We start from the raw sequence: 12,264 nt of genomic DNA on the forward strand, positions 1-12,264 counted from the left end.
GCTCCCCGGGTCAAACGCCGCGCCGGGATCTCGGAACGACGATCTGCTCGACGCAATGTTCAGCGCGCCGGACGGGGTTCCGCGTTCAGCAGCCGGCCCCGCGGCAATTGCGTGCCGCGATCAGGCAGCGGCCTTGACCGACGGAAGCTTCGCGACGAGCCGCAGCGACACGGTCAGACCTTCCAGCTGGAAGTGCGGGCGCAGGAAGAATTTCGCCTGGTAGTAGCCGGGGTTGCCCTCGACTTCTTCCACGACCACCTCGGCAGCGGCCAGCGGGCGACGCGCCTTGGTTTCCTGAGACGAGTTCGCGGGATCGGCGTCAACGTAGTACATGATCCATTCGTTGAGCCATTGCTGCATTTCGTCGCGCTCCTTGAACGAGCCGATCTTGTCGCGCACGATGCACTTCAGGTAGTGCGCGAAACGCGAGCACGCAAACAGATACGGCAGGCGCGCGGAAAGATTCGCGTTGGCCGTCGCGTCCGGATCGTAGTACTCGGCAGGCTTCTGCAGCGACTGTGCGCCGATGAACGCCGCGTAATCGGTATTCTTGCGGTGGATCAGCGGAATGAAGCCGTTCTTCGAAAGCTCCGCCTCGCGCCGGTCCGAAATCGCGATCTCGGTCGGGCACTTCATGTCGATGCCGCCGTCGTCGGTCGGGAACGTATGGCACGGCAGATTCTCGACCACGCCGCCGCTCTCGACGCCGCGAATCAGCGTGCACCAGCCGTAGTGCTTGAACGACCGATTGATGTTGACCGCCATCGCATAAGCCGCGTTCGCCCACGAGTACTTGCGGTGATCCGAGCCGTCGGTCGACTCTTCGAAATCGAATTCGTCGACCGGATTGGTGCGAATGCCGTACGGCAGCCGCGCGAGGAAGCGCGGCATGGCAAGACCAATGTAGCGAGAGTCTTCGGAGTTACGCAGCGAGTTCCACGGTGCGTACTCGAGGTTCTGCGTGAAAATCTTGGTCAGATCGCGCGGGTTCGCGAGCTCCTGCCACGAATCCATCTGCAGCACGGACGGCGACGCGCCCGTAATGAACGGTGCGTGCGCGGCCGCGGCGACCTTGCCGATCGATGCGAGCAGATCGACGTCCGGCGGCGTGTGGTCGAAATAATAGTCGGCCACCAGGCAGCCGTACGGCTCCCCGCCCAACTGTCCGTATTCCTCTTCGTAGATCTGCTTGAAGAACGGGCTCTGATCCCAAGCCACGCCCTTGTAGCGCTTCATCGTGCGACGCAGGTCTTCCTTGGACACGTCCATGAAGCGGATTTTCAGCTTCTCGTCGGTTTCCGTGTTGGTCACGAGATGATGCAATCCACGCCACGCGCTTTCCAGCTTCTGGAAATCGTCGTGGTGCAGAATCAGGTTGATCTGCTCCGACAACTTGCGGTCGATCTCGCCGATGATCGCCTCGATACTCTTGTAGGCGTCGTCCGACATCGTCACCGAATTGGCCAATGCCTGCTCGGCGAGCGTCTTGACGGCAGACTCCACCGCCTCGCGCGCCTGTTCGGTCTTGGGCTTGAACTCACGCGACAACAGCGCGTTGAAATCCGATTGGGCTCCGAGCTGCGCCTCGGCAGCGCGCGCCTGCGATTCACGTACAGCCATTTTTATCTTTACCTGTGTTAGATCGTGGTTTACCGTCCGGGACCGCGTTACTGTTCTTGCGGCTCCTGAGCGTCCTGCTTCCGTGCTTCAGGCTTCGGTGCCTTGGCGAGCGCGCTCAGCAGCGCCGGGTCCTTCAGCACCTTGCTGACGAGATTCTCCGCGCCCGATTTGCCGTCCATGTAGGTCTGCAGGTTGGCGAGCTGCGTGCGCGCGTCGAGCAGCTGCGACAGCGCATCGACATTTCGCGCAATCGCGGCCGGCGAGAAGTCGTCCATGCTTTCGAACGTGATGTCGACCAGCAGCTGGCCGTCGCCCGACAGCGTATTCGGGACCGAAAACGCGACGCGCGGCTTCATCGCCTTCATCCGCTCGTCGAAGTTGTCGATGTCGATGTTGTAGAACTTGCGATCGCTGACTGCCGGCAACGACTCCAGCGGCTTGCCGGACAGATCGGCGAGCACGCCCATCACGAACGGCAGCTCCACCTTTTTCTCGGAGCCGTAGATCTCGACGTCGTACTCGATCTGGACGCGCGGAGCACGATTTCGCGCAATGAATTTCTGTGCACTGCTGGATATGGCCATAAACTTTCCAGATGAATTCAGATTGGGTAAAAATCAATGAGCGAATGCTCGGCCGTTTCGCCCTTTCAGCGTAAACTTCGGGCATCTTACGGCAGTCGTCGGCGGCCATATATAGGACCGGTACTAACTTAATTGCCTACAATTGGATATATAACAATTGTTCAAATAAATCTTTATCTCAATAAATGGGCGGGCCGAAAACACCGGCTACGGTCGAGATAAATCCCTGCCTGGAATAACCGCGCCCGCGGCGCGGATGAATCGTTGCGATGCCGCGGGCCGGGGGCTGCGCAAGACGGCCGGACTGCCATGGTGATGAAGCGATGCGCTCGTGCCTCGAGCGCATGCCGACGCGGTCAATGACGCACGCCGTCCGGGATCAGCGAAACGTCGACACGCCTGTTCAATGCCCGGCCCGCCTCGCTGCGGTTGTCCGCGATCGGACGGATGTCGCCCATTCCTTGAATCGCGAAACGCGCGACCGACAACCCGCCTTCGGCGACAAGCCAATCGCGGATCGCACGCGCCCGTGCTTCGGACAGCCGAAGGTTCGCGTCGGCCGATCCCTCACTGTCCGCATGCCCCTCGATCAGCACGCGCTGGTCCGGATTCTCGCGGATCAGCCGAAGCACATGCGCCAGTTCGCGACGTTCGTGAGCAGGGGAAAATGTTGCCTTGCCGCTTGCAAACAGCGAAAGGCTATCGATCTGTACGGTCGTGAGCGGCGGCTGATAGGCCGTCAGCGCTACGTCGACGCGAGGCAACAGCGCGCGCCCCGGATATAGTCCCCAGCCCGCGCCGAACGGCGCGCCGTCGCGCAGATTGCGCGCCACTTCGTCGCGCGCCGCACGCAGCCGCTCGAACGAGTCGATCGACGCGGTGATCCGGACGGCCGGCGTGTTCCAATAGGCAGACAGGTCATCCGAGATCCGCTCGACGATCCGATAATTCACTGCGCCCGATATGGCCACGGCTACGGTCGTGGCAACCACACTCGACAGCAGCACGTGTGACGCGAGCGGCCACTCCCTCCGGTTGACCGGCGATGGCAGCAGGTGCCGCTTGGCCGGACCCGCTGAACCTGGAGCCGACGCGTGAATACGCGGCAGCGGAAGCGGCCCCGCCACCGGCTTCGTCACGCGTGGCTGCAGGCCGGTTCTGGCAATCAGCCAGCGGGTCCATGCGCCCGGCCGAATCGGCGTATGGTCGATGTCCGCCAGCGAAGCGCCCTGTAGCGCAAACGGCACGGTATTCGACAACGCGGAGATCGACGACAGCAACGCCGCCTCGTCGAGCCATTCGAATACCGCGAGCCCCAGTGCGCTCCGCACGGCCGCCTCGGCGTGCCGCGACTCGGCCAGGCTGCCGCGGATCGCCGGCAACCGGTCGGACAGCCCGATTGCCTCCGTGACGTGCGGAGCGTTGAATTCGAGCGCATCGCCAAACCATCGCGTTTGCGGCGTGCCGTCCTCGCCCGGCCCCAGACACGCATACACCGCGACGTGACAAGGCAACACGCATTCGGGATGGCAGTACGCCGCCTGCAGTGCAATGCGCCATTGCGCGAACTCTCGACGCAATACGCTTTCGTCATCGCCCTCCGGTACCACCGGCAGCAGCGCGGCGTCCGGGAAACGCCCTCGCGCCGCCTTGACTTGCGTCATTACATCGTTCAGCCGCGCCGGCGTATCGGCCAGCAGCCACACCGCCCGGTCGTCGCGCCTGAGCGTCGCCCGCCCGCCGTCGCGTGGAAACAGCGCGGCCGCATAGGGCCCGACGACGACGATCACCTCGAGTTCGCGCGCCGTGCTGCCGATCGCTTGTTCGGCAGGCTCGGCGGAAGCCTCCACCGGGCGCCGACGCTCGCGCCAAGCGGCGCCCCCCATCGCGAACGCGACAGCCAATGCGATGCATAACGCGCTCTGCCAATCGGGCAGCCCGGCCAGTGCCCACGCGCCGCCGAACACGACGATCGGCATTGCGATCCAGACGAGTACGGTCTCCTTCATCGATCGCATGCTCATTGGCGCCCTCCGTCGCCGTTCTGCGCAACGCGCGGGCCCGAGTCGGGCAAGCGCTCCACCGCACGCCACAACGAGACGTCGCAGAAGATCCACACTGCCGTCAGCACTACCATTGCCAACAACACCGGCCGAAGCGGCCCCCATGCACGCGCCGCGACAGCGGCAACCGAGCTCGCCAACCACGATGATGGCTGCTGCGGCGGATTCGCCGCGTCGGCCCCGCGCGTTTCTGCCGGCGATGTCCCGGGACACGGGGTGCTCAGACACGCCCGAAGCGCGTCGCGTTCCTGCGACGACCCAAGCCCTAGCAGCGCCGTATACATATTCAGCAACGCCGCTTCCGAACCCGCACCGTTCAGCAACGCGTCGATTTGCGCGCCGGGTCGCGCCGCGCCGCTGTGCGCGCGATGAAAGCGGAACAGCAGCGTCTCGCGCAACCACTCGTCGCGCCTGACTGCCGGCAGGTGGCGCAACGTCACCTCGTCCAGCAACGCGCATTGCGCGATGCCGACGTCGCGCACGACATCGCTTGCCCGGCCGTCGTCGCGCATCGCCTGCTCGAGCCGCTCGACGAGCCCGATACAGCGCGCGCGCCAGGCGTGGACTTCCGGCATCGACGCACCCTGCGCGAGCAGCGCGATATGCAGTACGGTCTCTTGAAGCGACGCGCGCAACGCGGCGCCTGAACTGTCCAATGTCATGCGAATAGCAAGAAGAATTGTCGGTGAAACGCCATCACGGCATTTGAATCACGAACGTCGCATACGTACGCACCGAGCCGGCGCGTGTCGCGCCGGTCGCGTAGTACTGCGCGCCGAACGGCACCTGCGTCGTGGTCGACGCATCGACGTTCACGGTCTGCATCGTCGCCGCATTGCCGACCTGAATCGGCGAACCGTCACCGTTCATTAACTGGACCTGGACATTTTGGGCGCTTGCCGGATCGCTCGGCGTTTCGACGTCGAGATTGCCGTTCGCATTCGTCGTGGCGCCCCGTTCAAAATAGACGCGGACCGCCTCGATGCTGCCGTCGCAGCGCAACGGAATGGTGAAGGCCGTGGAGCCTGCCGTCTGTCCCGCCGAGGCGAGCGACGACGTCGAAATGCGTGGTAGCCTGATCGTCTGCTTTTCCTGGCCGCCCACGATCGTGCACGTCACCGAGTTATACGAGCCCTGAAACTTGACCGTGACGGTCGGATTGCCCGCCCCCCAGGCGACACCGCACGCGCCGGCGAACATCGCGGCCGCGGCGCCCGATGCGATGCATCGGATCCATTTCGATGCGTGCGTGCATATCATTTTGTCCATGAGTCCTGTGCCTTCCCTTGACGCACGCGCGTCATTGCATCGCCGCCGTGTCGCAGCGCAAGCGCACGCGCGTCGCCATCTTGATCTTCCCCGCATTCGCCGATGCGGCCGGTACCGCATAAGGCAAGCTGCACCGGTCCGCGGGACCGATTCCCCACTTCGCGGTCAGTTCGCCGGAGCCTTCCAGCCCGCGCAGGAACGCCATGCCGCCTTGGCCGACGCCGCCGACCGATTTGCCCGCGGCATCGAACAATTGAGTGCCCATCGGCAGCGGCGAGCCATCCTGCCGCTCCATCGTCGCGAACACCGGACGCCCCCGCACCGTGCTCATCTTGACGAATACGACGGAGTTGTAGCGCGGCACCACTTCCTCGCTCGTGTTCCCGAGTTCGACGTCGTCGGGAAGTCTGGATGGGTCGATCTCGACCGTGTTGACGCGATACGGCGTGAGTGACGGAATCACCGCGTAGCCGAAACGATCGATCGATGCGCCTTGTCCGTTGACGATCTGCCCGCCGGTCGCGCCCTTCGCCTCGATCAACGCCGCCGCCGGACCGAGCGGCGGGCTCAACGTGACACCGCCCCGATGGATGATCATCGCGCCGTTCGCGCCGAGCGACGCCTGACGCATCTTGTTGCTGAGCGACGCGTTCGCGCTGTAGGTGCCGACAGACGACCGATAGGTCCCGTAGCCGCCGAACGACGACAGCGCACTCGTATCGCCCCCGGCGATGCGCGATGCGGTGACCCCGTAGTTGAACGGCGCGATGGTTCCCTTGCTGCCGGACATGTCCATCTGAATGGCGCTATTGCCGCTCGAATCACGCGAGGCCGACGTGGTCAATGAATTGAAGACGGGGCTCTTCGTGTACGTCTGCTTGCCGAGCGGGATCGTCAAATTGATCCCCACCTGGGTAACCGTCCGGTCGTCGCCGTTACGGGCACGCTGCGCATACACCGAATACGACATGCGCCTGAATGTGCTGTTGAAGCCGACCTGATACTGCAGATCCCTTCCCCGCTGCCCGCCCCAATAGTCCTGCGAACTTCCCGTGACATAGAGGGCACTTCGATCGCCCAGGCGCTGGTTGACATTGAGTTGCAGACGCGTCCTGGCCCGATAGTTGTACTGACCAATCGAACCACTCCAATCCCTGCGTGCGTTCACTGCATCCTGGAGACTGAAGAAGTTCGAGGTCGAATAGCGGTACGCGGCCACCGAAAAATTGGTTCCCGTCGGCTCCAGCATCTTGCTGTAGGTGATACGCGAGCTGAGACCGTGGTAGGTGCGCCGACCCGGCACACTCGTGTGCGCGGACGTGACGTCGAACGCGAATGCGCCGACCGACGTATTGAGCGCCACCCCAAGCACGCCGGAACCGTAACCTGTCGACGACAATGCGCCGGCGTAGGCGGTGACGAGATTCGTTATGCCTCGCTGGTAAACCAGTTGTGCCACCCACGGCTTCACATCGACGGCATTGTCCCGATACTGACCGACCGTGACGTTGAAACGGTGCCGCCCCGGCCGCAACAGTTGCGGAACGGCGGCAAACGGCACCGAGAAGCGCCGCACGCGCCCGTCCGATTCCGTGACCGTCACGTCGAGATCGCCGCCGTACCCCGTGGCGGGAAGATCGTTGAATTCGAACGGCCCCGGCGACACGGTTTCCTCGTAGACCGTGTTGGCCCCTTGCCGCACGACCACGCGCGCGTTGGTGTCCGCGACGCCGCGAATGGTCGGCGCATAAGCCTGCAGCGAATTCGGCAGCATGCGGTCGTCGCTCGACAACTGGACACCGCGCACGCCGAACGAATCGAATACGTCGCCGCTCGTGAAGCTGTCGCCGAGCACGATCTGGCTGCGCAGCGCCGTGATGTCCCGCTGAACGAAGGTTTCGAGGCTTCGCCACGAAACGCCCGCACTTCGGCTCGCCCAGTTCAGCGTCGAGCGGTGACGGAAACGCCACGGCCCGATATTCACACCCGACTGCAGACCGGTATACAAGCTGCTGAAGTTGTGGCCGAAAAAGTTGCTCTCGCTCGTGTATCCGTTGACGTTGTACTGCAGCAGACCGACGTTGATCCCTTCGTCCCAGCGCGACGGATCGACATAGCCGTAGGCCCTCTTGCTCATCACGGTCTGCGGAATCGTCACATCGAGCGTCAGATCCGCGCTGTCGAACGAGTAGGTCGCGTCGGGTATCGTGTCGCGCAGCGCGAGACAGGCGTCGGGCGCCGATTCGTGTGCGGCCGGCGCGCCAGCATCGTCGTCCTGCTTCGATCGCCGACGCTGCCTCGCGAGCTTGTCGCCGTCGACGCCCAATTCCTCGAGCGTCGCGAGCGTGAAGCATGGCATCGCAACATCGCTGCCGGGCACCGCGAGGAACAGCACGTCGCGACGTCCCCGCCCTTTGCCATTGACCGTCACGTCGACCGCATAACTGCCCGGCTCGACCGGATTGCCTTTCGCAAAACGCGACAGGTCGACGCCACCGCCAGCGAACAGCCGCGGGTTGAACGCCACCGCCGCCGGCTCCGTCGGCGCGCGAGCCGCGACCTGCATCACCGGATCCGTGTTGGTGCGAGCCGCGACCTGCATGACCGGATCCGTGTTGGTCCGAGCCGCCACGATCATCACCGGCTCACCGCTCGCTTGCTGACCGACGTCGGGCCAATCCAGTTCTACCGCGCCCGCGTCATCGCCAGAAAAACCGATGCCAAACGCCAGACTGACCGCCAAAGCCACCCGCCGGCGGCGAAAGACGCTCAGATCGACATCATGGCCACCGCCAAGCGCGAAATTTCTTGCTGCTTGAACCACTCTTCGATCCTCGTCGTTTCCGAAACAGTCGGCTGGTTATTGGACGGTGGCCGTGCCCGCCACCTCCGCACCGTAATCGTTGAGCAGCTTGTACGAAACCGTGCCTCGCGCGAACGTGCGATGCGCGCCCTGCGGTTGCGTGAACGACACATGGTCGAACGGCGGCACCATGGCCGGGTCGAACTGGATTTCGGTGTCGGCCGCCTTCAGCACAACACGGCCGAACGACACGTAATAAGGTGAGGGATTGTCGACGCTCAGGACGCTCTGTCCTTTGTCGTCATGCACGACCTGCCACTTCAGCAACTGGCCCGAAGGCCCGTCCTGAAGCGCGGCCGGGCGGAAAAACAGCTTGATGCGGGTACGAAAGGCCAGTTGCAGCAGGTTCGTTTCTTCCGCGTTGGTGGGCTTCGGCGGAATCTCCTGCACGTTGAGCCAGAACACCGACTCGCGATCCGCCGGCAAATCCGTGCCCGTATACATGATGCGCAACGTCTGCCCTTTTTTGGGTTCGACGCGAAACACCGGCGGCATCAGCACGAACGGCACCTTGATCTCATCGGGATTCGCATCGGCACGACCGTCGTCGACCCACGCCTGTACCAGCACGGGCGCCGTCTCGACGTTGGTCAAGCGCACATTGACTTCGCGATTTTGCTCAGGGTAGACAACCCGCGTGCCCGTGATCACGATCGCCGCCTCGGCCGACAGCGCCATTGTGCCCAACACGCAAGCCGCCACGACGCCCTTCCATTTCCCTAACTGCACACCTGCCTCCTTGATCGATCGTCGCAACGGACTCCGAAGGCGACAGAAAGACCTCCGGAGCCTGCCTGCGGGCTACTTGCGATGCGGGATCACAGATAGGCGAGCGTGAAGCGAGCGAAGGTATTCACCTTACCCGCCCCGGACTCGCCGGTCGCGTAGTATTGGCCACCGTAGAGCATCGTCGCGCCACGGTCGTCGCCCGCGCCCGTTACATCGAAGTACGCACCGGTCGAGCCCGCGCGGATGCCGGTACCATCCGAGTTGACCAGTTGAACGACGACGTTCTTCGCACCATCCGCGAGCAGATTCTTGAGGAAGCCGGTAGCCGGATCCATGTTGGTCATCTCGAAGTGAGCGGCGACCTTGGCCACGTCGGCGGCGCACTTCGTCGCGGTGATATCGAACGACGTCGAGCCGGCCGTGTCGCCCTTCTTCGCCAGAGCGACCGTCGACACCTTCGGCAGCAGCACTTTCTTGTCTTCGTCCCCGCCCTTGATCGAACACGTGCTGGCCGTCAGTTCGCCGTCGAACGTCACCTTGCCTTGCGTGACGGCTGTCTGCGCGAACGCCGGCGATGCAGCCAGCACGCCCATCAGCATCGCAGCGGAAGCACCCAATACCTTCTTCTTCATTTAATACTCCTACTTAAATTGAAATACGCCGAACCGGCTGACCGGGTTCACGAGGCGCCACATCGCCCATCTGCGTCATGGTTATCCCACTCAATCGAACCCGCGAAAAATATTATCAATCCCCTAACATGGGGGATATAGGACAAGTTCAAACCTCAACGGAATCCGAGCTGCCCCTCGTAAAAGACCGAGTGAATTGAGTGATTTTTCAGGAAAGCGATGGTTCGCTGCCCGAATGCCGAGCGCGATCGCTTTCGGCAATGCAGGCATTTCAGCGCTGCCGAAACGCACAAGCGCTCGCGCGGCGCCCGATGCCGCGCGTCAAAACACGTGATCGATTGTCGCCGCGCGCTTTTGATCGGTATCGAGAGCCGTCCCGCTCGACGCCAGAATCACGCTGGTCGAGACGTCGCGGTATGCGCGTTGCCGCGGCATGTCGATCTCGATCGTGCGATGCTGCGCGGCCGCCACCGGGGCCATGATGTTGTCGTAGACCGGATCGCCTCGGCGTAGGCGACCATACCGCTGATCTCCCACGGTCGCCATCGTCGCTGCCCGCCAGCCGGTGTCGCGCCCCCCATCGACGGCATGCGCCACGTCGCGTGCGATCCGGAACGGCCTGTGCACCCCCGCGGACACGCGCCTGTCCGTCTCGGTCCGGACCAGCGCCGCCGCGATCTCCACCGCGCCCGGCAAACCGGAGACAACCGTCGGTCGCTGCGCAACATGCGACTCGTGCGCCGACACGCCGCGCATATCGGCGACGATCGTCGGGAGTCCTTCGGATGCACGTCCATTCTTGCCGCCGCGTGCGCCACGATCGGACCGGCTTCGGTCGCTCGCGCCAAGCACTGCATCCGTGGAGACCCGCATCGCCACGCGCCACTCCCGCGAAGCGAACGCCGTGCCGCGCTGCGAGCGCGCGTCGAAGCCGGAGACCTGCGCCGCGCGCTGTGGCACGCTCGCCGATATCGACGGCGCGGCAGGCCGCGGGTCATCAAGCGACCGGGTCGATGCGGCCCCGCTCGGCGACGGCAGCGAGCGGGACGCGAAGGCTGCCGTTCCCATCCGCAGATCGGTCGACAAGGCACTCGCGTGCGTGGAGCCTGCGCCGGCCTCCGCGTTCGGCAACGCCGCCAAAATCGGCTTCAACGTATCGAGCGAGCCGGCCGGCGACCGAGACTCGATGAACGCCGCATGGCGCTCGGACAGCGCTTGATATGCGACCTCCCCACCCAGCGTGGGCAACGCGATGCTCGGCGGCACGACCGGCCGCGGACCGGCAAGGTCGAACGGAAACGGAAACCGCGACGCCTGCGACGCGACGCTGCCGGTCGTTCGAGCCGCGAGCGATGGCGCGTCGTCCGGCAGCGGGTGCGCTCGCGCGTACGCGACCTGATCCGCATAAAACGGTACGCCGGCCAGGCCGGGGCCCGATGCATTGCCACCGTCGGAGCTCGCCGTGCGAACGTCACCGGCCTCGTCGTGCGCGGGTGCATCGCCGAATGCGGCGTAGCGCGCGAGCGCGTCGGCCACCTGATCGGCATAGAACGGGGAATCCGCAGGCCCGGCCAGTTGGACAGCAACGCCCGGCAACGGCGGCAGGTCCGGCGCCGCGACGCGGGCCATGCGCTCACCGTCGATCGTCCGCGCGCGCGGCGACGCGGCGGCGCCCGTATAACTGAGCACCGGGCCGCCGCGATGCGGCCGGAACAGATCGAAGCGTTCGTCCGGCAGCGGACCATCCGGCAGCGGTGGCCGGTCAGCCAGCATGTCGACCGCATACGAGCCGCCGAGCAGACGATCGTCGAGTCCGGCGACGATGGCCGGACGCCGCGCCGGCGCGACGGGGCCCGCACGAAACGCGGCCGGAGCCGGGATGGGCTTGGGCGCCTGCTTTTCGTCGACGCGCAGTCGTATGGGCGGCTCGGCCCGTTCTTCGGCATCGCGCACGCCTGGTGCCGGTGCGGGTGCCGACGACGACGCGGGCATCGGCGACGCGCGTGGCGCCTCAGACACCGGGGCCTGCGTCGTTCCTGCATCGTCCGGCGCACACGACCCGAGGTACGGCGCGGTGACCATCAACGCAGCAGTCATGACGCCCCTGCCGCCCGCGCTTCGCTTCGCCCATTCCGCCGCTGCAATTCCCACGCGCCGGCCTGCCCTGCTCGTTCCGTTCATCATGCTCGTATCGGCCGCACGCCTGCCCGCTGGTGTGCGCCTCGCTGTTCCCGTTCTAAGTGAGCCGAAAATCTAGCCAAGTTAACCGGCCTCAACAATGGGACAGCCGTTTGAAACTGGCCGCAAGATGCGCAGACATGTCCGATTTATCAGCATGCAACGCTGCTGTCCGAGGCAGCCGCGTCCGTTCCGGATGCGGCCATCGGGACCGGTATCGAAAATCCAACGCTCGACGCAGCCGCCAGCGACCTATCGCGCCGTCGCTCCGGTTGCCGCACGGTTCATGCAATTGCACGTTGCAGCGTTCGTTGGCTCCGCAAAAT

General features: G+C 64.4%; 9 protein-coding genes. All 9 read right to left on the reverse strand.

Annotated elements, in window-relative coordinates; all coding sequences use genetic code 11:
* Nucleotides 1-120: 120 nt before the first annotated feature.
* The 9 genes from tssC to FFI87_RS16445 all read right to left on the reverse strand — a co-directional run bounded on the left by tssC (nucleotide 121) and on the right by FFI87_RS16445 (nucleotide 11,857).
* Complete coding sequence (gene tssC, locus FFI87_RS16405; protein WP_012364974.1) at nucleotides 121-1,620, reverse strand: type VI secretion system contractile sheath large subunit; 1,500 nt, start codon at nucleotides 1,618-1,620, stop codon at nucleotides 121-123.
* A 47-nt stretch (nucleotides 1,621-1,667) separates the two neighbouring features.
* Complete coding sequence (tssB, locus tag FFI87_RS16410) at nucleotides 1,668-2,204, reverse strand: type VI secretion system contractile sheath small subunit (RefSeq protein ID WP_012364975.1); 537 nt, start codon at nucleotides 2,202-2,204, stop codon at nucleotides 1,668-1,670.
* A gap of 356 nt (nucleotides 2,205-2,560) precedes the next feature.
* The gene (locus FFI87_RS16415) at nucleotides 2,561-4,171 is read right to left on the reverse strand and encodes an OmpA family protein (RefSeq protein ID WP_261378405.1); all 1,611 of its coding nucleotides are present in this window, start codon (nucleotides 4,169-4,171) and stop codon (nucleotides 2,561-2,563) included.
* Nucleotides 4,172-4,224: 53 nt separating this feature from the next.
* Nucleotides 4,225-4,902: a DotU family type IV/VI secretion system protein gene (locus FFI87_RS16420; RefSeq protein ID WP_261378406.1), complete on the reverse strand. Its 678-nt coding sequence runs from the start codon at nucleotides 4,900-4,902 to the stop codon at nucleotides 4,225-4,227.
* Nucleotides 4,903-4,963: 61 nt separating this feature from the next.
* A complete protein-coding gene (locus FFI87_RS16425) occupies nucleotides 4,964-5,527 on the reverse strand; it encodes a fimbrial protein (protein ID WP_138848444.1) in 564 nt (187 codons plus the stop codon).
* Nucleotides 5,528-5,567: 40 nt separating this feature from the next.
* Entirely contained in the window at nucleotides 5,568-8,138 is a 2,571-nt protein-coding gene (locus tag FFI87_RS16430; RefSeq protein WP_249177427.1) for a fimbria/pilus outer membrane usher protein, read from the reverse strand.
* 258 nt (nucleotides 8,139-8,396) lie between these two features.
* Nucleotides 8,397-9,077, reverse strand: coding sequence for a fimbria/pilus periplasmic chaperone (locus tag FFI87_RS16435; RefSeq protein ID WP_138848443.1), 681 nt, complete (start codon nucleotides 9,075-9,077; stop codon nucleotides 8,397-8,399).
* A gap of 140 nt (nucleotides 9,078-9,217) precedes the next feature.
* On the reverse strand, nucleotides 9,218-9,760 hold the full coding sequence (locus tag FFI87_RS16440; protein ID WP_138846974.1) for a fimbrial protein: 543 nt from the start codon (nucleotides 9,758-9,760) through the stop codon (nucleotides 9,218-9,220).
* A gap of 321 nt (nucleotides 9,761-10,081) precedes the next feature.
* Nucleotides 10,082-11,857 (reverse strand): hypothetical protein, encoded by a 1,776-nt coding sequence (locus FFI87_RS16445; RefSeq protein ID WP_138846973.1) that lies wholly within the window; start codon nucleotides 11,855-11,857, stop codon nucleotides 10,082-10,084.
* Nucleotides 11,858-12,264 lie beyond the last annotated feature (407 nt).

The sequence above is a fragment of the Burkholderia sp. KBS0801 genome, from assembly GCF_005937855.2.
Classification (GTDB): domain Bacteria; phylum Pseudomonadota; class Gammaproteobacteria; order Burkholderiales; family Burkholderiaceae; genus Burkholderia; species Burkholderia ambifaria.